Source organism: Bradyrhizobium sp. (assembly GCF_030693485.1).
GTDB lineage: Bacteria > Pseudomonadota > Alphaproteobacteria > Rhizobiales > Xanthobacteraceae > Bradyrhizobium.
In genome coordinates, this window is sequence record NZ_JAUYAN010000256.1 from 23,428 (window position 1) to 45,548 (window position 22,121).

At 63.0% G+C, this 22,121-nt stretch carries 23 protein-coding genes; 15 read left to right on the top strand and 8 right to left on the bottom strand.

What is annotated here, in order from left to right:
• Nucleotides 1-169 precede the first annotated feature (169 nt).
• From Q8N40_RS18860 to Q8N40_RS18870, 3 genes are all read left to right on the top strand, one after another.
• Nucleotides 170-394, top strand: coding sequence for a hypothetical protein (locus Q8N40_RS18860; protein WP_305319751.1), 225 nt, complete (start codon nucleotides 170-172; stop codon nucleotides 392-394).
• Nucleotides 395-817: 423 nt separating this feature from the next.
• Nucleotides 818-958, top strand: a complete 141-nt coding sequence (locus Q8N40_RS18865; RefSeq protein WP_305319752.1) for a hypothetical protein — start codon at nucleotides 818-820, stop codon at nucleotides 956-958.
• Between the two features lie 24 nt (nucleotides 959-982).
• Nucleotides 983-1,375, top strand: coding sequence for a VanZ family protein (locus Q8N40_RS18870; RefSeq protein WP_305712883.1), 393 nt, complete (start codon nucleotides 983-985; stop codon nucleotides 1,373-1,375).
• Here Q8N40_RS18870 and Q8N40_RS18875 read toward each other — a convergent pair.
• A complete protein-coding gene (locus Q8N40_RS18875) occupies nucleotides 1,341-2,525 on the bottom strand; it encodes an MFS transporter (protein ID WP_305319754.1) in 1,185 nt (394 codons plus the stop codon). The genes Q8N40_RS18870 and Q8N40_RS18875 overlap by 35 nt on opposite strands.
• A gap of 61 nt (nucleotides 2,526-2,586) precedes the next feature.
• Between Q8N40_RS18875 and Q8N40_RS18880 the strand changes: the two genes are divergently transcribed.
• Both Q8N40_RS18880 and Q8N40_RS18885 read left to right on the top strand, forming a co-directional pair.
• Entirely contained in the window at nucleotides 2,587-3,387 is an 801-nt protein-coding gene (locus Q8N40_RS18880) for a helix-turn-helix transcriptional regulator (RefSeq protein WP_305319755.1), read from the top strand.
• 1,013 nt (nucleotides 3,388-4,400) lie between these two features.
• Complete coding sequence (locus Q8N40_RS18885; RefSeq protein WP_305712884.1) at nucleotides 4,401-5,756, top strand: malonyl-CoA decarboxylase; 1,356 nt, start codon at nucleotides 4,401-4,403, stop codon at nucleotides 5,754-5,756.
• A 155-nt stretch (nucleotides 5,757-5,911) separates the two neighbouring features.
• Here the strand turns inward: Q8N40_RS18885 and Q8N40_RS18890 are convergent, their stop codons facing one another.
• From Q8N40_RS18890 to Q8N40_RS18915, 6 genes are all read right to left on the bottom strand, one after another.
• Nucleotides 5,912-7,081 carry a mandelate racemase/muconate lactonizing enzyme family protein gene (locus Q8N40_RS18890; RefSeq protein WP_305712885.1) on the bottom strand — a complete coding sequence of 390 codons (1,170 nt, stop codon included), beginning with the start codon at nucleotides 7,079-7,081 and terminating at the stop codon, nucleotides 5,912-5,914.
• A 3-nt stretch (nucleotides 7,082-7,084) separates the two neighbouring features.
• Nucleotides 7,085-7,354, bottom strand: coding sequence for a DUF3297 family protein (locus tag Q8N40_RS18895; protein ID WP_305319758.1), 270 nt, complete (start codon nucleotides 7,352-7,354; stop codon nucleotides 7,085-7,087).
• Entirely contained in the window at nucleotides 7,351-7,827 is a 477-nt protein-coding gene (locus Q8N40_RS18900) for a glutathione peroxidase (RefSeq protein WP_305712886.1), read from the bottom strand. The genes Q8N40_RS18895 and Q8N40_RS18900 overlap by 4 nt, the downstream gene beginning before the upstream one ends.
• A 30-nt stretch (nucleotides 7,828-7,857) precedes the next feature.
• Nucleotides 7,858-9,255: an amidase family protein gene (locus Q8N40_RS18905; protein WP_305712887.1), complete on the bottom strand. Its 1,398-nt coding sequence runs from the start codon at nucleotides 9,253-9,255 to the stop codon at nucleotides 7,858-7,860.
• Nucleotides 9,256-9,333: 78 nt separating this feature from the next.
• Nucleotides 9,334-9,576 carry a c-type cytochrome gene (locus tag Q8N40_RS18910; protein ID WP_305712888.1) on the bottom strand — a complete coding sequence of 81 codons (243 nt, stop codon included), beginning with the start codon at nucleotides 9,574-9,576 and terminating at the stop codon, nucleotides 9,334-9,336.
• Nucleotides 9,577-9,682: 106 nt separating this feature from the next.
• Nucleotides 9,683-9,940, bottom strand: coding sequence for a hypothetical protein (locus tag Q8N40_RS18915; protein ID WP_305319762.1), 258 nt, complete (start codon nucleotides 9,938-9,940; stop codon nucleotides 9,683-9,685).
• A gap of 295 nt (nucleotides 9,941-10,235) precedes the next feature.
• Here Q8N40_RS18915 and pqqA point away from each other — a divergent pair, with 295 nt between their 5' ends.
• From pqqA to Q8N40_RS18965, 10 genes are all read left to right on the top strand, one after another.
• Nucleotides 10,236-10,316 (top strand): pyrroloquinoline quinone precursor peptide PqqA, encoded by an 81-nt coding sequence (gene pqqA / locus Q8N40_RS18920; protein WP_009031067.1) that lies wholly within the window; start codon nucleotides 10,236-10,238, stop codon nucleotides 10,314-10,316.
• A 146-nt stretch (nucleotides 10,317-10,462) separates the two neighbouring features.
• Complete coding sequence (pqqB, locus tag Q8N40_RS18925; protein WP_305712896.1) at nucleotides 10,463-11,392, top strand: pyrroloquinoline quinone biosynthesis protein PqqB; 930 nt, start codon at nucleotides 10,463-10,465, stop codon at nucleotides 11,390-11,392.
• Nucleotides 11,393-11,403: 11 nt separating this feature from the next.
• Nucleotides 11,404-12,168, top strand: a complete 765-nt coding sequence (pqqC, locus tag Q8N40_RS18930) for a pyrroloquinoline-quinone synthase PqqC (protein ID WP_305319771.1) — start codon at nucleotides 11,404-11,406, stop codon at nucleotides 12,166-12,168.
• 27 nt (nucleotides 12,169-12,195) lie between these two features.
• Nucleotides 12,196-12,513 (top strand): pyrroloquinoline quinone biosynthesis peptide chaperone PqqD, encoded by a 318-nt coding sequence (gene pqqD, locus Q8N40_RS18935; protein ID WP_305319764.1) that lies wholly within the window; start codon nucleotides 12,196-12,198, stop codon nucleotides 12,511-12,513.
• The gene (gene pqqE / locus Q8N40_RS18940) at nucleotides 12,510-13,718 is read left to right on the top strand and encodes a pyrroloquinoline quinone biosynthesis protein PqqE (protein WP_305712889.1); all 1,209 of its coding nucleotides are present in this window, start codon (nucleotides 12,510-12,512) and stop codon (nucleotides 13,716-13,718) included. The genes pqqD and pqqE overlap by 4 nt, the downstream gene beginning before the upstream one ends.
• Nucleotides 13,708-14,697, top strand: coding sequence for a prolyl aminopeptidase (gene pip, locus Q8N40_RS18945; RefSeq protein ID WP_305319766.1), 990 nt, complete (start codon nucleotides 13,708-13,710; stop codon nucleotides 14,695-14,697). The genes pqqE and pip overlap by 11 nt, the downstream gene beginning before the upstream one ends.
• 11 nt (nucleotides 14,698-14,708) lie before the next feature.
• A complete protein-coding gene (locus Q8N40_RS18950) occupies nucleotides 14,709-15,374 on the top strand; it encodes a DUF4286 family protein (RefSeq protein ID WP_305712890.1) in 666 nt (221 codons plus the stop codon).
• 229 nt (nucleotides 15,375-15,603) lie between these two features.
• Nucleotides 15,604-17,403: an FAD-dependent oxidoreductase gene (locus tag Q8N40_RS18955; protein ID WP_305712891.1), complete on the top strand. Its 1,800-nt coding sequence runs from the start codon at nucleotides 15,604-15,606 to the stop codon at nucleotides 17,401-17,403.
• Entirely contained in the window at nucleotides 17,373-19,223 is a 1,851-nt protein-coding gene (locus Q8N40_RS18960; protein ID WP_305712892.1) for a 2-oxoacid:acceptor oxidoreductase subunit alpha, read from the top strand. The genes Q8N40_RS18955 and Q8N40_RS18960 overlap by 31 nt, the downstream gene beginning before the upstream one ends.
• Nucleotides 19,220-20,275, top strand: coding sequence for a 2-oxoacid:ferredoxin oxidoreductase subunit beta (locus Q8N40_RS18965; protein ID WP_305712893.1), 1,056 nt, complete (start codon nucleotides 19,220-19,222; stop codon nucleotides 20,273-20,275). Before Q8N40_RS18960 ends, Q8N40_RS18965 begins: the two co-directional genes overlap by 4 nt.
• On the opposite strand, the gene Q8N40_RS18970 is transcribed toward Q8N40_RS18965, so the two are convergent.
• Nucleotides 20,256-21,731, bottom strand: coding sequence for a TMEM143 family protein (locus Q8N40_RS18970; RefSeq protein WP_305712894.1), 1,476 nt, complete (start codon nucleotides 21,729-21,731; stop codon nucleotides 20,256-20,258). The genes Q8N40_RS18965 and Q8N40_RS18970 overlap by 20 nt on opposite strands.
• Nucleotides 21,732-22,121 lie beyond the last annotated feature (390 nt).

The window sequence follows — 22,121 nt, forward strand, 5'->3', positions numbered from 1 at the left end:
GGCGTCGCGGTCAATTTGTCGCGAACTGGAACCAGCCACCGAGGCTACCATACTGAAACCTCATTCGCGCGTTGAGGTTTGGCGGACATTCTGCCTGGAGCAGGCGACGGCACCGATGGCGGGGAACCGGAGCCACGGCACCAGCTTGTCACTGAAGGAGACTCACTCGATGGCAACACGCGAACGACGGCTGGCCGAGTTCAATGGCAATGGCGAACCGCCGCCGGATCAGCCGGTTCAGGTGCTTTGCGAAGATCACAGCGGCACCTACCAACTGCCGTTCGCCTGCCGCTTCGTCGATGGCGCATGGCGCAACAACGATTCCGGCGGCGCCGTGGAGGCCACCGTGGTCGGCTGGCGCCTGCCCGCTGCCGGCATTCGCGCCCGGTCCTGAGACCGGCTCGCTGTACCACAATGCAACGGCAAGCGACCCAGCATTAAGCTTTGGAACGCTGACGGAACGAATCGCGCCCGAATCGGCGATTCGGGGCTGTACCCTCCTGTTCCCGGCTAGATATCGGCCGAAAAGTGATGCGGCGCACCACATGCAGCACGATCACAATCGGCCGCGGCCAGCGGCCGGGGACAAAGGTTAATCCTCCGTCGATAACATCGCGCAACTCCCCCTGGCAGGCCCGATCGACGCAAGGATCCAACCCACCTAAAATCAGCTCTGCCTGATTACGTCATCGGCCGCGCATTCGCGCGACTTCCTGGCTCTATCCGAAACCGCGACAGATCGTCTTCATCGGCCTGATCTCCTATTCGCTTTATTTGTGGCATTGGCCGCTGATCGTGTTTCAGCTTCATCCAGCAGATGCGCGACTGGTTCGCGCAGAACGAAGACAGAATCGCCTATGCCGCCTATTTCGACGTCGACGGGCAATGGCCGACGCAGATCGACAACAACCAGTTTCCGCAGTCCCAGAAGCTGTTCCGGAAGCTGTTCAGCCGCTGATCCCGATAGAAGAACTGATCGGGAATGAAGGACTTCAAAGTGGATACCATCCGGCTTGTCATCAGGCGCGCGGCCTGGCTCTCGATCCTGATCGTGCTCCTGGTCACGCTGGTTCCCATCGGGTGGCGGCCCGCTACGGGGCTGTCCCCGAACATCGAACGGTTTTGCGTGATGGCGACGGTCGGCGTGCTGTTTGCCGCCGCCTATCCCAGGCGATTCTGGCTGATCGTGCTGACGCTGTCGCTGACGGCTGCGACCGTCGAGCCGTTGCAGTCGCTCGCCACCGGGCGTCATCCAAGCCTCCGCGACGTGGAATTCAAGTCGCTGGGCGCCGCGATTGGCGCGGTCCTCGGCTATGCGGCCACGTTCGCGGCGGGCGCCGTCAGCCCGCCTTTGCGCTGGCCGCCGGCACCTTGATCTCGGTCGGCAGGATGATCGCGGCGGCGATGACGAACAGGCACAGCCCCGCGAATGCATGCAGCATGGTGACGAAACCGCCCTGCTCGTACAGCCATGCCACCAGGCCGACGGACGCGCCCGCCGCGGTGAAGCCGATAAAGTAGCGCACCGAATAGGCGCGCGAACGCCATTCCTCGCTGGTGTATTTGCCGACCATGGCGTCGTTGACCGTGACCTGGCCGAACGCCCCCATCACGATGCCGATCGCGGCGAGAATCAGCGGCAGGTTGGACAGCGTCGCCGCCAGATACAGGAACGGCGCCAGCAGCAGGGACAGCGGCAGCGAGATCGCCTTCAACGAATAGCGGTCGATCAGCTTGCCGATGGTGTATTGCGTCATGGCGCCGAACACGTAGACGCAGGCCGCGATCACCCCGAGCAGTGCCGGGCTTGCGGTCATGTCGGCGAGGCGCTCGGCGAACAGTTTTGGCAGCGCCACCGTTACCGCGTTGAAGGTGGTGGAGATCGCGATCACCACGATGAACAGCGCCAGAATCACCCGCCACATGTCGGCTTTCGCGACCCGCGCCTGCGCCGCCGCCTGCCTGAAGCCGGAGCGGTCCTCATGCACGACGGTTCGCGCAAACGCGATGCCGATCAGGATAGTGACGATGCCGGGAATGACAAAAGCCCAGCGCCAGCCGAGATACTGGCCGATCACGCCGGTGACCAGCGCCGACGAGGCCACGCCGAGATTGCCCCAGACGCCGTTGATCCCCATTTCGCGGCCGAGCTTGTCGGCATAGGACACGATCATCGCGGTGCCGACGGGGTGATAGATCGAGGCGAACAGGCCGATTGCGAGCAGCGCCGCGCCGAGCTGCAGCGGGGTCTGCACGAAGCCGACCGCGATCATCGACAGTCCGATGCCGGCAAAGAAGATCACCATCATGTGGCGGCGGCTCCAGCGGTCGCCGAGCCAGCCGGTCAGCAGCGAGCCCGCGCCGAAGGCCACGAAACCGGGGGTCGCGTAGGGCAGCAGCTCGGAATAGGCCATGCCGAGCGCCGGCCCCATCACGATGATGGCGGCGGCGAAGATCAGCATCGAATAATGGTCGATGAAGTGGCCGGCGTTGACGTAGCCGATCACCCGGCTTGGGCTGTTCATTGGCGAATCCCGCAATTTCCTAAAATAGGTTATAGGGTGTTGTGCTGACGGGATGTGGCCAATGAATATCGCCGAAAAGCCAATTGCTGCCATCAAGGGACGCCGGATCTCGACCGGCGACGGCCTCCATCTGATTGCGAACCACTACCGCAGGGGCACGCGGCTCGACACCCATATGCACCGCGAGGCGCAACTGGTGTACGCCGCCCGCGGCACCATGCAGGTCACCACGCCGAAGGGGCGCTGGCTGGTGCCGCCGGACCGCGCGGTGTGGGTGCCGGCCCGATCGGAACATGCCATCGACGTGCTCGCCGATATCGACATGCGCACGCTGTATTTCGACCTCGCCTGGCTCGCGCGCGAAGACCGCAGCGCCAGCCTCGATGCCGAATTCGTGGTGCGAGTCTCGCCCCTGCTGCACCAGGCCATCCTCGCGCTGTTCGACGGCCGCAACGACCCCGACCGCACCGCGCTCTTGATAAAACTCGTGATGCTCGAACTGCACCAGGCCGAGGATTCCGCGACCTTCATTCCGCTGCCACGCGAGCCGCGCTGCCGCCGCGCCGCCGACATCGTGCTCGACGATCCCACCGGCAGCCACGAGATCGTGGCGCTGGCGCGCGAGGTCGGCACCTCGGCGCGAACCCTGTCGCGGCTGTTCGCGTCGGAAACCCAACTCAGCTTCAAGAGCTGGTGCCAGCGCGCCCGCATCGCCGCCGCGATCGAACGCCTGTCCGTCGATGCCAATGTTTCGGTAAAACAACTCGCCGCCGACCTCGGCTACGCCAGCGTGCCGGCGTTTTCGCATGCGTTCCGCCAGGTGACGGGGAAGACGCCGACGGAATTTGCGGAAACGAAGTGAAAGGAAAGCAGGATCGTCATACGCGGGCTTGACCCGCGTTATCCACCGCACCTCATCCGAAGACGTTTTGCCGGGTCAGGCCCGGCAATGACAAGCGATGGGTGGAACGGAAGGGATACCCATCATGTTCTGGACGACGACGCTGCCGCTTACTGTACATGGGGTTGTTTTCGATATTTTTGGTTTGGGACGGCGCCCACCTTCGGAAACCCGCGACAAACGACCCGACGGGCAAATCACTTCCGATTATCGGAATTCGTGTCAAGCCCATCGCAAGAAAATATTTTGCTTAACACGTCGGGCAAATCACCTTTAGTAATTCGTCCGTCTCACCCGATGAGAGGGGCGATCGCGATCGTCACGAACGCGCGTTGGGATGCGGTGGACGCGGCAGTTGCGACTGACGAGCGCAACTTGAGCGGACGGTGAAGACGCGTGGTTCCGACACCCCAAGGCTGGTGTCAAGTTCGCGGGTAGCAAAACTCCCCGGGGGCGACGGCGGCAAAAGTGCAGGGCTCGCCGAGGAGATCGCGGGATAATCCGTAAACCACTGCGCAGGGAAGGCCGGATGCCTCCGCTGGACCTGTATGCTCGTGTGCGCATTTACTCGTACTTTTTGCACACGAGACCGCGGGTGCAGCGTGCACCCGGTCTTCCCTGCGCCCTCTTTCCTGTCGAGGGCGGCAAATGACGCAATGCTCGGGCGACATGCGCCGCGAGATCGCGAAGGCGTGTCTGATGCAAGCGAAATCTCATCCGTCGTCCCTGCGCACGCAGGGACCCATAATCCCGGTAGCTTTATGCAGCGTGCAATGGTTCAAGAAAATCCTCTCGCGCCAACCACAATCACGACAGCACGGCGTATGGGCCCCTGCGTTCGCTGGGACGACGACTATTGAGGGAGCGGTGCAGTCCATGACAATTTTTTACTCACCCACACCAGCTTGATTGTGATCCGTTCCGTCTTAAATCTCGTGTAGGATTTCCATCCAGTCAGGATTCGACCGCCCGGTATGAGCAGCAACGCCTTCTTCTCCGACCTTCTCGCCTCGATTTCCGAGCGCGGCCGCACGCTGCTTCGCCGCGGCGGGGCGCCGGATGCGAAACAGGATGCTTCCGAGCTGATCGAATTGTGCGAGGCGCTGCTGTCGGGCCGCGGCGAGGCGTCCGGCATCGCGATCGCGCGCGAGGTGCTTGACCGCTACCGCCAGCTCGACGAGGCCGGCCGGCTGGCGTTTTTCGAGACGCTGGCGCGCAACTATGGCCCGGACCGCGAGCGGCTGTCGCAGGCGATCGAGGCCTGGCGCGCGCAGCCGTCCGACGAGGACGCCAGCGACCTGCATTTTGCCTCGGAGCCGCGGCGGCAGGAATTGATCCGGCGGCTCAACCGCGCGCCCGGCGGCACCAGCGAGCTGGTGGCGCTGCGCGCCGACCTGCTCGGCCTGCTGAACCGGCACCGGGATCTGGCCGCGCTCGACCGCGACGTCGTGCATCTTTTGTCTTCATGGTTCAACAGGGGATTTCTCGTGCTGCGCAGGATCGATTGGCAGACGCCAGCGAACATTCTGGAACAGATCATCCGCTACGAGGCGGTGCACGAGATCCGCGACTGGGACGATCTGCGCCGCCGCATCGATCCGGTGGACCGGCGCTGCTACGCCTTCTTTCATCCAGCGCTGATCGACGAACCCCTGATCTTCGTCGAGGTGGCGCTGACCGAGACAATTCCCGCCGCGATCGCGCCGCTGCTGGCGGAAGACCGGGCGCTGGTGCCGACCGAGCGCGCCCGCACCGCGGTGTTCTATTCGATCTCCAACACCCAGAAAGGCCTCGGCGGCATTTCGTTCGGCAGCTTTTTGATCAAGCAGGTGGTCGAGGAATTGCGGCGCGAACTGCCGAAGCTGGAAAATTTCGTTACGCTTTCGCCGGTGCCCGGCTTTGTGCAGTGGCTGAAGCAGGCGAGCGACGTTCCGGTTTCAGACGACGAGCGAACGCTGCTCGAAAACCTGGAACAGCCCGGCTGGTTCGAGGATGCCGAACTCGCATCAAAACTGCGCGCGGTGCTGGAACCGCTGGCCGCGCATTATTTCCTGAAGGCGAGGACGCCGAAGGGGCGGCTGATCGATTCGGTGGCGCGATTCCATCTCGGCAATGGTGCGCGGCTGGAGCGGATCGACTGGCTCGGCGATCTCTCGCCCAAGGGCCTGCGCGAATCCGCCGGCATCATGGTCAACTATCTCTACCGGCTCGAGGACATCGAGAAGAACCACGAGGCCTACGCCAACGACGGCGCGGTCGTCGCCTCCAGCGCGGTGAAGAAACTGCTGAAGGGCGAGGGGCGGCGGCTGCTGGACATGCGGTTGTCGTAGCTGCGCTCTCCCAGCGTCATTGCGGGCCAACGGGTCGGCGCTAAGCGCCGCCCGATGACAGGCTCCGCGAAGCAATCCATATATCCGCGCAAAGAAAGCATGGATTACTTCGTCGCAAGAGCTCCTCGCAATGACGTGGAGACGTTGGAGGCTCCTTATTCCGCCAGCGCCTTCATCTCAGCATACAGATCGCTCTTGCCCTCGAACCCGATGCCCGGCAGATCCGGCATGGTGATGTGGCCGTTCTCGACACCCACCCCGTCCGGGAAGCCGCCATAGGGCTGGAACAGATCAGGATAGCTCTCATTGCCGCCAAGCCCAAGCCCGGCCGCGATGTTGAGCGACATCTGGTGGCCGCCATGGGGAATGCAGCGGCTCGCCGGCCAGCCCTGCGCCTGCAGCACGGCGAGCGTGCGCTGGTATTCGCACAGTCCGTAGGACAGCGCGCAGTCGAATTGCAGCCAGTCGCGGTCGGGCCGCATGCCGCCGTAACGCAGCAGGTTGCGGGCGTCCTGATGGCTGAACAGGTTTTCGCCGGTCGCCATCGGTCCCGGATAGAATTCCGCGAGCGCCGCCTGCAACTGGAAATCGAGCGGATCGCCGGCCTCCTCGTACCAGAACAGCGGATAGTCGCGCAGCATCCTGGCATAGGCGATCGCGGTCTCCAGATCGAAACGGCCGTTGGCGTCGACCGCGAGCCGGGCCTCGCTGCCGATCTCCCGCAGCACCGCCTCGATGCGCTGGCTGTCTTCCAGGAGCGGCGCGCCGCCGATCTTCATCTTGACGACGTTGTAGCCGCGGTCGAGATAGCTTCGCATCTCGCCGCGCAGTGCCGTGAGATCCTTGCCGGGATAATAATAGCCGCCGGCGGCATAGACGAACACGCGCGGGTTGGCGTCGCGCCGGTGACGCTCCGCCAATAACCGGAACAGCGGCTTGCCCGCGATCTTCGCCACCGCGTCCCACACCGCCATGTCGATGGTGCCGACCGCGACCGAGCGCTCGCCATGACCGCCCGGCTTTTCGTTCGACATCAGCGCGGCCCACACCCTGTCCGGATCGAGATTGCCGCCGGCCTCATCGAGCAAGGTCTTGGGATCGGCCTCCAGCAGACGCGGCGCAAAGCGCTCGCGGATCAGCCCACCCTGTCCGTAACGGCCGTTGGAATTGAAGCCGTAACCGACCACCGGCTTGCCGTCGCGCACCACGTCGGTGACGACGGCGACGAGGCTGGTCGTCATTTTGGTGAAATCGATATAGGCGTTGCGGATCGGCGACGAGATCGGCTTTGTGATTTCGCGGACGTCGACGATGCGGACCGACATGGCTTACGACTCTGTCTTGTCCCTGAAATACGGCTCGACCGGACCGTGCACCTTGATGGTCAGCGGATTGCCGTAGCGGTCCTTGGCATTGCCGGCGGTGACGCGGACCCAGCCCTCGCTGATGCAGTATTCCTCGACATTGGTCTTCTCGGCGCCCTTGAAGCGGATGCCGACGTCGCGCTGCAGCAGCTCTTCATTGTAGTAGGGGCTTTTCGGGTTGGTGGAGAGGCGGTCCGGAAACGCATCGCTCATGGTCTCGTTCTTGTCGTTCATAGCAGTGCCTCGATTTCTCTGGTCAGGCCTTCCGGCTTCGCCGTCGGCGCATGCCGCGCCACCACCTTGCCGGAACGGTCGACCAGAAACTTGGTGAAATTCCATTTGATCGACGGCCCAAGCAGGCCGGACTTCGCATTCTTCAGATACGCAAACAATGGATGCTCGTTGCTGCCATTGACGTCGACCTTGGCAAACATCGGAAAGGTGACGGCATATTGACTCGAACAGAACTGCTCGATCTCTGAGGCGTCGCCCGGTTCCTGGCCGCCGAACTGGTTGCACGGAAATCCGAGCACCGAAAAGCCGCGCGGGCTCAGCGCCAGGTGCAGCGTCTCGAGGCCCTTGTATTGCGGCGTGAAACCGCACTTGCTCGCGGTATTGACGATCAGCAGCACCTGGCCCTCGAACCGCTTCAGCGGAACGTCTTCGCCGGCCAGCGACTTCGCCGTGAAATCAAGAACGCCAGTCATCATGTTCTTTCGTCTGGACGCGCAAATCCATTAACCGGCTGGATCGATCGCCGCCGAGGGGGTGCCGCCGGCTTCGATCGCCTCGCCCGCGGCGAGGCAAAGATCCTCTCGGTAGCGGCTAGAGACGACCTGCACGCCGACGGGAACGCGGCCCACCAGTCCGGTGGAAACGGTCAGCCCCGGCAGCCCCATGAAAGGAATCGCGATCTGCGTCAATTGTGCGTGCCACACCCGGGCGAAGGAGGCATCGTCCTTGACGTCGAGCTGATCGGGAAACGGCAATTCGCCGGAGACCGGCATCACCAGCACGGCATACTTCTCCAAAAATTGCAGCCATTGCCGGGTCAGGGTCGCGCGCCGCGTCAGGACTTTCGAAAGGGTATCGACGTCAAACGGAAATACCTTGGACCGGTTGCCGCGCAGGCAGGCCAGCGCGCCGGGATCGCCTTCGCGTTCGGCTGCGGCCAGTTGCGCCTCATAGCCGTCGCCGAGCCACAGTTTGGTCTGGAGCTCCGCGGCCTCGCGCAGCGGCGGCGTCTCGACCTCTTCGACCACCCATCCCGCGCGCTCCAGCCGCTTGCCGGCATCGGTAACCGCGGCCCGTACTTCGGCGACCGGATCGAGCCCGTCGGGATTGAGACACAGCGCGGCGCGCTTCGGCATCGCCGGCCCCTGCAGCGGTGCCGGCACCCACCAGGGATCGCGCGAATCGTAGCCCGACATCGCCGCCAGCGCGATCCTGAGATCGCCGATGGTGCGCGCCAGCGGACCCGATACCGCGGAGATCTGCGGCCCGATCGGGCGCTCCGGCAGCGCCGCATTGAAGGCCGCGATACGTCCGATGGTCGGACGCAGGCCATGCACGCCGCAGGCATAGGCGGGATAGCGGATCGATCCGGCGATATCGGTGCCGTGCGCGATGTGGCCGATGCCCGCCGCCACTGCCGCCCCTGCTCCGCCCGACGAGCCGCCCGGCGTGATGCCGGGGTCGCGCGGATTTTTGGTATCGCCATGAATGAGGTTGGTAGAGAACCAGCGATAGGAGAACGCCGGGCAATTGGTGCGCCCGAGAATGACGGCACCGGCCTTGCGCAGATTGTCGACCACCGGGTTGTTGGTCTTCGCGATGACATCGCGCTGTAGCTTGAGGCCGTTGGTGGTGGCGAACCCCTCCTGGTCGATATTGACCTTGACGGTGACCGGCACCCCCGCCAGCGGGCCCACCGCATCGCCCCGCGCGAGCGCGGCATCGATGGCGGCGGCCTGCGCCAGCACATCCGCCGGCCGATGGTCTACCACGGCGTTGATTTTCGGATTGACCGCGTCGAGCCGGGCCAGCGCCGCGGAAGCGGCCTCCTTCGCCGAGATTTTCTTCGATCTTACCAGGGCAGCGATATCGGTAGCCGACAGACGCCAGAGATCTTGCATGAATAGCTCCGTTGATCGCCCGCTTGTAGCGCCGCGCGGAGGGCAAGGCCACCGGGAAAAGCGCCTGTCCGGCCCTGATCAGCGCACGCGGGCGAGAAAATAGGCGAGGTCGGCGATCTGCCCCGGCGTGACCGGCGCCATCACGTCCGCCATCGAAGCATCATAGCCGGTGCGACTATTGTCCTTGTACTCGGCCAGCGTCCTGGCGAGATAATCCTCGCGCTGGTTGGCGATGCGCGGGACATTCTCCTTGCCGGAAAAATCCGGATTGTGACAGGTGTCGCAACGATGCTGCTGCGCCAGCGCCTGGGCGCGCTGCATCCGCGCGGGGTAGACCTCGCCGTTTCAGTCGTCCGACACCAGCAGCGAACCGTCCTTCATCTGCAGCACATCGACCGGCGCGTGATCAAGTGCGGGTCATGTTGCGTCAGTGCCTGGTGCCTGCTTCGCCCGACATGTCGAGGATCGCCTCGGTGAAAGGAAACTCCAGCACGATCTCGCCCGCGTCATCCGTCACCTCGAGGGTCGCGTTCAACAGGCCGCCTTCCGCGCCTTCGAGCTTGAGCAATTCCCGGATCATGGCGCGCGCAATTTCCCAAGCCTGATCCGGATCCCTCAGTTGTTCGCCTTCGGGGTCGGCGATCAGTTCGTCCGCGATCCGAGTGTTGAAAAAATACCGGGGCATGCGGCCTTTCCGTTGCGGGCTCCAGCCAAAGTCCGCGACATCTCACAAGTTCCTTATCCGAAAGGCGGCGGCCCGCCACCCCGGCGCGAGGTCTGCATCTAGGTTGCTGCGCGCGACTTTGAACCCGTTGATCTCACGTTGTTTTGGGACGTTCTCACACAATGACGTGATTCCTTGTGCGTCGCAGCATGGAAAACGCAAAGAACGTGACCAAAGATTTAACTGGCGAACTTTTCATTCCGCGGTAGTTTATCTCTCTGAGGGCGGAAGTCGTCCGTTCGAAAAGGAGCGCCAAATGGCCTGGAAAACCCCGAAGATCGTCGAAGTGCCGGTCGGCATGGAAATCAACATGTATGCGTGCGCCGCCCGCAAGTAAGCGGCTGCGCCAGCTTCGCATGATCTGAGGTGGACCTCCGGGCGTGACACGATCCCGACCGCGGAATTGTGTCCCTATCGGTGTCCACCTTTGAAGCTTGTGCACCTCACGCTTTTATACGCTTAGGAATTTCCAGGAGACGAATCATGCTTCGCGTCGTCGTCCTGGGCGCCGCGGCAGGTGGTGGCGTTCCGCAGTGGAATTGCGGATGTCCGGTGTGCTGGGCAGCAAGAAGCGAACACCCTGAACTCCAGAGCACCCAGGCCTCGATCGCGATCAGCGCCGACGGCGAGCACTGGTTCCTGATCAATGCCTCCCCCGACCTGCGCCAGCAGTTGATCGCGACCCCGCAGCTTCACCCCAAGGCCGGAAAGCTTCGCCACAGCCCGATCTCGGGCGTGATCCTGACCAACGGCGAGATCGATGCCTTAGCCGGCCTGCTGTCGATGCGCGAGGGCTCACCATTTACGGTCTATGCGCATGGCAAGGTGCTGGCGATCCTCCGGGACAACAGCATCTTCAACGTGCTGAACGAGAAGAACGTAAAACGCCAGCCGATCGAACTGGACGAGACGTTCGAGCCGACGCTGCCCAATGGCACGCCGTCCGGGATCGAAATCCTGCCGTTTGCCGCTCCCGGCAAGAGCGCCTGGTATCTGGAGGGCAAGGCCCACCCTGCGGGCGATACCGGCGCGGGCGACACGCTCGGCTTACGACTCGGCGACAAGGCAACGGGCAAGTATTTCTATTTTCTCGCCGCCTGCGCCGAAGTAACACACGATCTCAAATCCAGGCTTGCCGGCGCGCCCCTGATCTTCTTCGATGGCACGGTGTGGCGCGACGACGAGTTGATCGTGGCCGGCCTCGGCAACAAGACCGGGCAAGGCATGGGACACATTGCCATGTCCGGCGAGAGCGGCGCGATCGAAGCCTTGTCGGGCCTCAATATCGGCCGGAAGGTGTTTCTGCATATCAACAATTCCAACCCGGCGCTGCTGCACGATTCCGCCGAACGGCAACAAGCCGAGCGCGCGGGTTGGCAAATCCCCGCCGATGGAACGGAGATTACGCTGTGAACGCGATAGCCCTGACCGGGATGACAGCCTTCTCGCTCGCCGGCTGCGCGCCGCTCAACAATGCCGAGGAACTGGAAGCTGCGCTTCGCCACATCGGCGCGACCCGCTACCACAATCTGCATCCGTTTCACCGGCTGCTGCATGGCGGCAAGCTGAACAAGGGCCAGGTGCAGGCCTGGGCGCTCAACCGTTATTTCTACCAGAGCACCATTCCGATCAAGGACGCGGTGGTGATCTCGCGCTTCCGCGACCGCAGCATTCGAATGGAATGGCGGCACCGGATCGAGGACCATGACGGCGACCTCGGCGCCGAGGGCGGCATCGAGCGCTGGCTGAAGCTGACCGAGGGGCTCGGGCTCGACAGCGCCTATGTGGAATCCACCGAGGGCATTCTGCCGGCGACGCGTTTCGCGGTGGAGGCCTATGTGCATTTCGTTCGCGACAAGAGCCCGCTCGAGGCCATCGCCTCGTCGCTGACCGAGCTGTTCGCGCCGAACCTGCACGAAGAACGCATCTCGGGGATGCTGGCGCATTACGATTTCGTCAACCCCGATATCATGAGCTATTTCAGCCGCCGCCTGACGCAGGCGCCACGCGATGCCGGCTTTGCGCTGGAATATGTGAGGGAACACGCGAAGACGCCGGCGGAACGCGCGGCGGTCTGCAATGCGCTGATATTCAAGACCAATGTGCTATGGGCTCAGCTCGATGCGCTGTATCATGCCTACGTCGATGGCCACATACCACCCGGGGCGTTCGTTCCCAAAGCCGGTTAGAGATGAGACCCAGTTAGAGATGAGACGATGGCAACCCCGCGTAACCGCAACATCAACGTCAGCGAGAGCAGCAGGCCGGTTCTGCCGCGGCATGCCAAGCTGAAGTTCGATGAAACCCGGCAGGTCTGGGTCATTCTGGCGCCGGAGCGGGTGCTGGCGCCGGACGAAATCGCGGTGGAAGTGCTGCAGCTGTGCGACGGCGTTCGCAGCGTCGCCGACATGGTCGACCAACTCGCCGCCAAATATGCCGCCGAACGCGAGGCGATCTTGACCGACGTCATCGCCATGCTGCAGGACCTGGCCGACAAGGGATTTTTGACGGAAGCACGCGAGAAGACATCATGAGTCCGACGCGGTCAGATGCCGGCGTAGCGGCCAGCGACCCCCACGACGGGCTCGCGGTGCTGGAGGCGCGGGGCTCGACGGCGGAGGCTTTTGGCATTCCGCTCGCGGTGCTCGCCGAACTGACGCATCGCTGTCCGCTGCAATGCCCTTATTGTTCCAATCCGGTCGAACTCGACCGCGGCGGCAGCGAACTCACCACCGAGGAATGGAAGAAGGTTCTCACCGAACTCGCCCAGATCGGCGTGCTGCAGATCCATTTTTCCGGCGGCGAACCCACCGCGCGCAAGGACCTGGTCGAGCTGGTGCAGCACGCCAGCGATGTCGGCCTGTACTCCAATCTCATCACGTCGGCAGTGTTACTGACCCGGGAAAAGCTTTCCGCGCTGGCCGATGCCGGGCTGTGCCACGTGCAGATCAGCTTTCAGGGCAACGAGCCCATGGTGGCCGATCGCGTCGCCGGATTGAAGAATGCCCATGAAAAGAAGCTCGAAGTCGCAAGGTGGACCCGCGAGCTGGATCTGCCGCTGACGGTCAACGCGGTGATGCACCGGCAAAACCTGCATCAGCTCGCCGACATCATCGAGATGGCGGTCGATCTCGACGCCGACCGGCTGGAGGTCGCCAACGTGCAGTATTACGGCTGGGCGCTGAAAAACCGCGCGGCGCTGATGCCGACGCTGTCGCAGATCGAAGAGACCAGCCGCATCGTCGAGGAAGCCGCGGTGAGGCTGAAGGGCATCCTCACCATCGATTATGTGGTGCCGGATTATTATGCGTTGCGGCCGAAGAAATGCATGGGCGGCTGGGGCCGGCAATTCTTCAACATTTCGCCTGCGGGGAAAGTCCTGCCTTGCCACGCCGCCGAGTCCATCACCGGGCTGGAATTCGAAAGCGTGCGATCCAATCATTCGATCGCCTGGATCTGGCAGAACTCCGAAGCCTTCAACCGCTATCGCGGCACCGGCTGGATGAAGGAGCCGTGCAAGAGCTGCGAATTCAGGGAGATTGATTTCGGCGGTTGCCGCTGCCAGGCTTTTGCGCTGACCGGCGATGCCGGCAATACCGATCCGGCCTGCACGCTGTCGCCGATGCACGAGCAGCTCTTCAAGCAGGCCGAGCTTGAGGCTGCTTCCGACAACAACCGTTTTCTCTATCGCAATTTTTCCGGTGGCACGCTGGAGACGGGCGACAATCATGGCGCCTGACGCCGACGCCGGCAAAGCCAGCAGCAACCGTTCCGATCCATTCGCACCGCTGACATCGGAGCTGATGCCGGTCGGCGACGGCCACGAGCTCCATGTCGAAACCGTCGGCCGCGCCGATGGCATTCCCGCGGTCTACCTGCACGGCGGCCCGGGCAGCGGCTGCCAGCCTGACCACCGGCGGCTGTTCGATCCCGAGCGCTTCCACGCGGTGCTGTTCGATCAGCGCGGAGCCGGACGAAGCCGTCCCAAGGGCCGGCGCGACGACAACACGCTGCCGCATCTGATCGCCGACATGGAGCTGATGCGCGAGAAATTCGGGTTTCAGCGCTGGATGATCGTGGGCGGATCCTGGGGCGCGACGCTGGCGCTGGCCTATGCGCAAGCGCATCCCCAGCGGGTCACCGGCATCGTGTTGCGTGCAACCTTTCTCGGCACCCGCCGGGAGCTTGAAGATGTATTTCTCGGCGCACTGCCGCGCCTGCATCCCGGCCTCTCCGAGGATTTTCTCGGTGTACTGCCGCCGGAAGAACGCGTCGAGCCGCTGGATGTCTACTTCCGCCGTATCCTCGATGCCGATCCGGCGGTGCATGGCCCTGCCGCCCGCGCCTGGGGCGAGACCGAACGCATTCTCTCCGAACACACCTCGTCGCGGGTTCGGCTCGATCTCAACGCGCTGAACTCAACGCGGACGCTGCCTTCGACGCCGTTCATGGAGGCGCATTACTTTCAAAACGATTGCTTCATGAAGCCCGATCAGCTCCTCCGCCATGCCGGCCGGCTCGAAGGCATCCCCGGCATCATCGTGCAGGGCCGCTATGATCTGTTGTGTCCGCCGGCAACCTCGCATGCGCTGGCCGCGGCGTGGCGCGGATCCGAAATCCGCATTGTCGAGGGCGCCGGCCACTCGCTGTATGATCCCGACGTCAGGGACGCCGTGATGAAGGCGATCGCGGATATGGCTTCCAAAATCAAACGATAAGGAGGATTGAAATGCCGCTCGCCGGAAAGGGAATGCTGCTGACGTCGATGGACATCGACGCTTCCAACGAGGCCGAATTCAACCGCTGGTATGACCGCGAGCATCTCGAGGAGCGGGTCGCGATTCCCGGCTTCCTCGAGGCCCGGCGCTACGTCGCCCATGACGGCAAGCCGAAATATCTCAGCCTCTATTCCACCGAAACCTTCGAGGTGCTCGACAGCCCGGCCTATCGCACGGCGCTCGCGAACCAGACCGACTGGTCGAAGGCGAACATCGCGCGCTTCAGGAACATGATCCGCGCAGTCGCGCGGATCAGCATCAGCCGCGGCCAGGGCCGAGGCGCCGTACTCGGCATCGTCCGCCTGCGTGCCGTGGACAAGGACAGGTTGCGTATCGCACTGCGGGATCAACTCGAGCCCGGGAAGCTGGACGGAATCCTCTCGATGCACCTGCTCGAAAGCGATCCTTCACTGTCCAAACCGATCACCGACGATCCCTCGGCCCCCAATCCCGGCGCAGGCGACTGGTTCGTGCTGATCGAGGGGACCGACGTGAAGGCGGTCTCGGCCGCCGTCACTGCGCGCCTGGGCGATGCCGCAATCAAATCCGCCGTGATCTCGACCGGCCTCTATCATCTGATGTGGGACCTGGCGAAGTGCGACCTCCCGACGATTTGAACACGACGTGAACCGCGTTGCAGATGCTGCACTGCCGCAATTACCTCAACGCCGTGGCCTTCAACTAATGAAGGCTGGTGGTGAGACAAATTTGCCTTTGTGCAGGCTCTGGAATGCCTCTAATAAGATAAGCATATGATCCAATTCAAAAACCACAAGAACGCCGACTGAGCGTTCGCAGGTAAAGATAAGGCCGCGCCTTCCTTGAAATCGCGCGGACAAGGTAGGAATGAAACCGACTGATATTTCGGCGCCGGACTACTTCCATAAAGTGGTCGATTGCCAATGGGCCTGTCCTGCGCATACGCCCGTTCCAGAATACATCCGTTTGATTGCTGAAGGCCGCTACAGCGACGCCTACATGATCAATTGGAGATCGAACGTGTTTCCGGGAATTCTCGGACGCACCTGCGATCGCCCGTGCGAGCCCGCCTGCCGCCGCGGCCGCGTCGAGGATACGCCGGTCGCGATCTGCCGGTTGAAGCGCGTCGCCGCCGATTTCAAGGACGACGTCAAGCACCGCATGCCGAAGCCGATGGCGAAGAACGGCAGGCGGATCGCGATTGTCGGTGGCGGCCCTGCCTCGCTGACGGTGGCCCGCGATCTCGCCCCCCTTGGTTACCACTGCACCGTGTTCGATTCCGACCCCAAGGCCGGCGGCATGATGCGGACGCAGATTCCGAAATTCCGGCTGCCCGATTCGGTGATCGACGAGGAAACCGACTACATCCTCGATCTCGGCATCGAGTTCAAGGGCGGTCACCGCATCGACAGCCTGAAGCAGCTGCTCACCGAGAACTTCGACGCGGTGTTTGTCGGCTCCGGCGCGCCGCGCGGCCGTGAGCTGGAAATTCCTGGCCGCAAGGAAGCCGCCGCTAATATTCACATCGGCATCGAATGGCTCGCGTCGGTCTCGTTCGAGCATGTCAGCAAGATCGGCAAGCGCGTCATCGTGCTCGGCGGCGGCAACACCGCGATGGACTGCTGCCGCACCGCGCGCCGGCTCGGCGGCGAAGACGTCAAGGTGGTCGTGCGCTCCGGATTCGAGGAAATGAAGGCCAGCCCCTGGGAGAAGGAAGACGCCCTCCACGAGGACATCCCTATCCTCAATTTCATGGTGCCAGTCGCCTTCATCCACGACAACGGCAAGCTTACCGGCGTCACCTTCCAGAAGGTGAAGGCGGAATACGACGCCAAAGGCCGCCGCAATCTGGTGCCGTCGGGCGAAGCGGACGAGACGATCAACTGCGACGACGTATTGGTGGCGGTCGGCCAGGAGAATTCCTTTCCCTGGATCGAACGCGACTGCGGCGTCGAATTCGACAAGTGGAACATGCCCAAGGTCGATGCCAAAACCTTTGTTTCGACCAATCCGAAGGTGTTCTTCGGCGGCGACGCCGCGTTCGGGCCGAAAAACATCATCTGGGCGGTGTCGCACGGCCACGATGCCGCGCTGTCGATCCACAAGATGCTGTCCGGCGAGGACATCACCGAACGGCCGCTGCCCGAGGTGATCGTCTCCTCGCAAAAGATGGGCATCCACGAATGGAGCTACGACAACGACGTCTCCAACGACAAGCGCTACAAGGTGCCGCATCGCGACAAGGTAATCGCGCTGAAGGACATCCGCGCCGAAGTCGAACTCGGCTATGACGTCAAGCTCGCGCTCGGCGAGGCGCAGCGCTGCCTGAACTGCGACATCCAGACCGTGTTCGCAGCGCCCTTGTGCATCGAATGCGACGCCTGCGTCGATATCTGTCCGATGGACTGCATCACCTTTACCGACAATGGCGAGGAAGAGGATCTGCGGACCCGGCTGAAGGCGCCGTCGCTGCATCCGGACCAGGACCTCTATGTCGCCGACGGCCTCAAGACCGGCCGTGTCATGGTCAAGGACGAAGACGTCTGCTTGCACTGCGGCCTGTGCGCCGAACGCTGTCCCACCGGCGCCTGGGACATGCAAAAGCACCTCATCGATATGACCCACGCAGGAACATCATGTCCGTCCAAAGCCCGATCAGCAGCGTAAACGACTTCGTCGTCCGCTTCGCCAACGTCAACGGCTCGGGTTCGGCGAGCGCCAACGAAATGTTCGCGCGCTCGATCCTGCGCCACGGCGTGCCGGTTAGCCCACGCAACGTCTTCCCTTCCAACATCCAGGGCCTGCCGACCTGGTACGAGGTGCGGGTGACCGAGGACGGCCATCTCGGCGCCCGCGGCGGCGTTGACATGATGGTGGCGATGAACCCGCAGACCTGGGACAAGGACATCGCCTCGATCGAGCCCGGCGGTTACTTGTTCTACGATTCGACCAAGCCGATGCCGGCGTCGAAGTTCCGTGCCGACATCACCGTGATCGGCGTGCCGCTGACCGCCATCACCAACTCGACCTATACCGATCCGCGCCAGCGCCAGCTTTTCAAGAACATCATCTATCTCGGCGCGATGTGCGCCCTGCTCGACATGGATGCCAAGCTGGTCGAGCAGCTGATCGGCGAGCAGTACAAGGGCAAGGAGAAGCTCTTGTCGTCGAACATCCACGCGCTGCATCTCGGCCGCGACTGGGCGCTGCAGAACCTGAAATGCCCGATCGGCCTGCGCGTCAGGAAGGCCGACAAGGTCGGCGACCGCATCTTCATCGAAGGCAACAGCGCGGCCGCTCTCGGCGCAGTCTATGGCGGCGCCACGGTATGCGCGTGGTATCCGATCACGCCGTCGTCGTCGGTGGCCGACGCCTTCACCAGCCACTGCAAGAAGCTGCGGCACGATCCCGTCACCGGAAAGGCGAAATATGCCATCGTGCAGGGCGAGGACGAACTGGCCTCGATCGGCATCGTGATCGGCGCATCGTGGAACGGCGCCCGCGCCTTCACCGCCACCTCCGGGCCCGGCATCTCCCTGATGACGGAGTTCATCGGCCTGTCTTATTTCGCCGAGATTCCGGCCGTGATCATCAACGTGCAGCGCGCCGGCCCCTCGACCGGCATGCCGACGCGAACCCAGCAATGCGACATCATCGCCTGCGCCTATGCCTCGCATGGCGACACCAAGCATGTGCTGCTGTTGCCGGAAGACCCGGCCGAGGCCTTCGAATTCGCCGCCCAGGCCTTCGATCTCGCCGAGCGGCTGCAGACCACGATCTTCCTCATGCTCGATCTCGACATCGGCATGAACCACCGCCTGTCCCGTCCGCTGAAGTGGGACGACGCCCGGCACTACGACCGCGGCAAGGTGATGACGGCGGAGATGCTGGATGAACCCGGCCGCGACTTCGGGCGTTACCTCGACGTCGACGGCGACGGCATCCCGTACCGCACCTATCCCGGCACCCACCCGACCAAGGGCTCGTTCTTCACCCGCGGCACCTCGCGCAACCGCTATGCGATCTATTCCGAGGAAGGCCCTGTCTATGCCGACAACATGCAGCGGCTGGTGCGCAAGTTCGAGACCGCCCAGGACATGGTGCCGCGGCCGCTGCAGGCCAACGCTGCCAAGCCGACCAAATACGGCGTGATCTATTTCGGCTCGACCGCGCCGGCCATGGACGAGGCGATCGGCATCCTGGAATCGCGCGGGCATCAGCTTGATCGCCTGCGCATCCGCGCCTTCCCGTTCCATTCCAGCGTCGCCAGCTTCATCGCCGACCACGACTTCGTCTATGTGGTCGAGCAGAACCGCGATGCGCAGCTTCGCTCATTGATCGTCAACGAGAACGGCATCGATCCGGTCCGCCTGATTCCGATCCTGCATTATGACGGCACGCCGATTACCGCGCGCTTCATCGCCGGCGCCATCGGCGACCATCAGGATCAGCTCAAGGTGACCCCGCTCCGCAAGGTGAAGTCATGACCTATATCGCCAAGCCGAAATTCCAGCATCCGGGACTTCCGAGGAACGATCTCGGCTTCACCCACAGGGATTACGAGGGCAAGGTCTCGACGCTGTGCGCCGGCTGCGGCCATGACTCGATCACCGCATCGATCATCGAGGCCTGCTTCGAGCTGTCGATCGAACCGCACCGGGTCGCCAAGATTTCCGGCATCGGCTGTTCGTCGAAAACCCCGGACTATTTCCTGGGCAACTCGCACGGCTTCAACTCGGTGCACGGCCGGATGCCGTCGGTGCTGACCGGCGCCAACCTCGCCAACCGCGACCTGATCTATCTCGGCGTTTCCGGCGACGGCGACTCGGCCTCGATCGGCTTCGGCCAGTTCGCGCATTCGATCCGGCGCGGCGTCAACATGACCTATATCGTCGAGAACAACGGCGTCTATGGCCTCACCAAGGGCCAGTTCTCGGCCACCGCCGACCGCGGCTCGAAGTCCAAGAAGGGCCTGATCAACAGCGACAGCCCGATCGATCTGGTGGCGATCGCGCTGCAGCTCGGCGCCAGCTTCGTGGCGCGCAGCTTCTCCGGCGACAAGACCCAGTTGGTGCCGCTGATCGCAGCCGCGATCCAGCACAAGGGCGCGGCGTTCATCGACGTCATCAGCCCCTGCGTCGCCTTCAACAACCACGCCGGCTCGACCAAGAGCTTCGACTATGTGCGCGAGCACAATGACGCGGTGAACCGGCTCGACGTCATCAGCGGACGCGACCCGATCACGGTGGATTATGCCCCGGGCACCGTGCAACTGGTCGAGCAGCACGACGGCACCCGGATCGCGCTGCGCAAGATCGATGCCGACTATGATCCGCATGATCGCGTCGGTGCGATGTCGTTCCTGCAGAAGCACGCTGCGCGCGGGCAGATCGTCACCGGGCTGTTGTATGTCGATCCGGAATCGGACGACCTGCACAGCCATCTCGACACCGTGGAAGCGCCGCTCAATACGCTGGACGCCGTGGAGCTTTGCCCCGGCAACGCCGCACTCGAGAAGATCAACGCGAGCCTGCGCTAGGCTGCAATAACTGCGCCCACTCTGCCTCCAGCCGCTCGATCGCCGCGGGCAGCGGCAAAGCCGACAGCATGCCGCCGCTGTCGTCCAATAGCCCGAGGCGCTGCAACTGCGTCGCCGCCTCGTCGATCGCAAAATCGGCCGAAACGCTGAAACGGTGCGACAAGAGCGCTTCGATGCTTGCACCGAGCACCGCGCGCGTCACCGGTTTACCCGCTATGGCCAGGCAGTAATAGGCGAGCAGCGCTTCCTTGCATTCCTGTTCCTCGGCCTCACCGATCAGATAACTGAAAATGCCGGAATTATTGTTGATGTTGCGATAGTAGACATTGTCGGTCAGCTGCTTCTGATGGATCAGCGACTGACGGTGGAAGTTCCCTCGTTGCCGCAGCAGAAAGGCGCCAAGCGCAAACAAGCCGCTGAGCGCGGCCAGCGCCTGCTCGAGATCGTTGTCGCCGAGCGTGCCGTTGACGCCGAGATAGAAGCCGGCGACCAGAAACAGGATCACCATGGTCGAGGCCAGCTTGATCAGGATCGGGATGCCGCCGAAAATGGCTGGCACCCCCAGCATGAGCTGGTCGGACAGACTCATCACCACCCGCACATTGGGAAACAGCGCCTCAAGATCGGCGCGGGCGACGTGCCGGAAATACTTGAACAGCACCGCGCCGCCACGAATTTTCTGACTGCTCCGTTTCCCGCTCCAGCGTACCTTGCGGGCATCGGCCGGCGTGTCACTCCCCGGCCGGGTCGCAACCATCATCACCACGTCGTCGAACACCTCGATTTCATGCGATCGCTTGCGCAAGCCCCGCCAGACCGGAATTTCGACGGTTTCCTGGTGACTGCCGCGGCGGAACATGCGGACATCGCGATACTCCTCGACCGGAGCCTTGAGCTTGACTCGAACCAAAGCATGCTCGGCAAAGGCGCTGATAATTTCGTCGTGCGTGATCTCGATGAAATTGGCCTCGGTGAGCACACGGACCACCTCCTCGCTCAGTCGGCGATAGGCCGCCTCGTTATCCTGCTGAGGTCCGCCGATCCGCGGGTCGACTTCGGGATCGAAGTGAAAATACGCCTCGCGCAGCAGGTCGAGCTGTTCGAAATACTGATAGTGAAACAAGGCGCCGAGCTGGCGGGCAAATTGCATGAACCTCGCCTGTCCGCCATCGTCGAGGTTATCAACGGCCAGCAGGCCGTCGATCAAATCCGACTTCCGCAACGGAATGAAACGATCCCGCGACTCCGTTACGGCCGTTTCGCCAGGTACTCCGTTCACAAAACTACCGTCCTCGCTGGAATCGTCGTCGCTGGCGTTATCTGGCCTGCCATTTCCCGGTTGAATTTTCCCCGGGCCGGCCGCCCCGCACACGATAGCTTCGTTGCTGCGGTTGCGCCACTCCACCGGCCCATCAACGTCATTAACGTCATTGCGAGCGGAAGCGAAGCAATCCATTTTGCAACGGTGCCGGTGGTGAGATGGATTGCTTCGCGGAGCCTGTCATCGGGCGGCGCTTCGCGCCGACCCGTTGGCTCGCAATGACGTGGAGGGAGTTGCAATTCATTGTGGACACCGGATACACGTCCGCGTTCTCGCGGCATGATTTGCCCGAGGTTTGAATATCGTTCTCCCTCAACGAGGGAGCAGGGAATGCCGGATGCGCGCTGCACCCGCGGTCTCGTGTGCAAATGGGTAGAAAAAACCGCACACGAGCATACAGGGCAGCGGAGAACATCCGACATTCCCTGCGCAATGGCTTGACGGCTTATCACGTGCTCACCTCGGAGAATTCCGGCCTTTGTCGCCTCCGTCGCCCCGCGGAAACCGGCACTGCGGCCCGGTCGG

What these genes read in the sequence shown, in the direction of transcription:
- Q8N40_RS18860 (WP_305319751.1), top strand. Translation starts at nt 170, where the DNA reads ATGGCAACACGCGAACGACGGCTGGCCGAGTTCAATGGCAATGGCGAA.
- Q8N40_RS18865 (WP_305319752.1), top strand. Translation starts at nt 818, where the DNA reads ATGCGCGACTGGTTCGCGCAGAACGAAGACAGAATCGCCTATGCCGCC.
- Q8N40_RS18870 (WP_305712883.1), top strand. Translation starts at nt 983, where the DNA reads ATGAAGGACTTCAAAGTGGATACCATCCGGCTTGTCATCAGGCGCGCG.
- Q8N40_RS18875 (WP_305319754.1), bottom strand. Translation starts at nt 2,525, where the DNA reads ATGAACAGCCCAAGCCGGGTGATCGGCTACGTCAACGCCGGCCACTTC.
- Q8N40_RS18880 (WP_305319755.1), top strand. Translation starts at nt 2,587, where the DNA reads ATGAATATCGCCGAAAAGCCAATTGCTGCCATCAAGGGACGCCGGATC.
- Q8N40_RS18885 (WP_305712884.1), top strand. Translation starts at nt 4,401, where the DNA reads ATGAGCAGCAACGCCTTCTTCTCCGACCTTCTCGCCTCGATTTCCGAG.
- Q8N40_RS18890 (WP_305712885.1), bottom strand. Translation starts at nt 7,081, where the DNA reads ATGTCGGTCCGCATCGTCGACGTCCGCGAAATCACAAAGCCGATCTCG.
- Q8N40_RS18895 (WP_305319758.1), bottom strand. Translation starts at nt 7,354, where the DNA reads ATGAACGACAAGAACGAGACCATGAGCGATGCGTTTCCGGACCGCCTC.
- Q8N40_RS18900 (WP_305712886.1), bottom strand. Translation starts at nt 7,827, where the DNA reads ATGACTGGCGTTCTTGATTTCACGGCGAAGTCGCTGGCCGGCGAAGAC.
- Q8N40_RS18905 (WP_305712887.1), bottom strand. Translation starts at nt 9,255, where the DNA reads ATGCAAGATCTCTGGCGTCTGTCGGCTACCGATATCGCTGCCCTGGTA.
- Q8N40_RS18910 (WP_305712888.1), bottom strand. Translation starts at nt 9,576, where the DNA reads ATGCAGCGCGCCCAGGCGCTGGCGCAGCAGCATCGTTGCGACACCTGT.
- Q8N40_RS18915 (WP_305319762.1), bottom strand. Translation starts at nt 9,940, where the DNA reads ATGCCCCGGTATTTTTTCAACACTCGGATCGCGGACGAACTGATCGCC.
- pqqA (WP_009031067.1), top strand. Translation starts at nt 10,236, where the DNA reads ATGGCCTGGAAAACCCCGAAGATCGTCGAAGTGCCGGTCGGCATGGAA.
- pqqB (WP_305712896.1), top strand. Translation starts at nt 10,463, where the DNA reads ATGCTTCGCGTCGTCGTCCTGGGCGCCGCGGCAGGTGGTGGCGTTCCG.
- pqqD (WP_305319764.1), top strand. Translation starts at nt 12,196, where the DNA reads ATGGCAACCCCGCGTAACCGCAACATCAACGTCAGCGAGAGCAGCAGG.
- pqqE (WP_305712889.1), top strand. Translation starts at nt 12,510, where the DNA reads ATGAGTCCGACGCGGTCAGATGCCGGCGTAGCGGCCAGCGACCCCCAC.
- pip (WP_305319766.1), top strand. Translation starts at nt 13,708, where the DNA reads ATGGCGCCTGACGCCGACGCCGGCAAAGCCAGCAGCAACCGTTCCGAT.
- Q8N40_RS18950 (WP_305712890.1), top strand. Translation starts at nt 14,709, where the DNA reads ATGCCGCTCGCCGGAAAGGGAATGCTGCTGACGTCGATGGACATCGAC.
- Q8N40_RS18955 (WP_305712891.1), top strand. Translation starts at nt 15,604, where the DNA reads ATGAAACCGACTGATATTTCGGCGCCGGACTACTTCCATAAAGTGGTC.
- Q8N40_RS18960 (WP_305712892.1), top strand. Translation starts at nt 17,373, where the DNA reads ATGTCCGTCCAAAGCCCGATCAGCAGCGTAAACGACTTCGTCGTCCGC.
- Q8N40_RS18965 (WP_305712893.1), top strand. Translation starts at nt 19,220, where the DNA reads ATGACCTATATCGCCAAGCCGAAATTCCAGCATCCGGGACTTCCGAGG.
- Q8N40_RS18970 (WP_305712894.1), bottom strand. Translation starts at nt 21,731, where the DNA reads ATGGATTGCTTCGCTTCCGCTCGCAATGACGTTAATGACGTTGATGGG.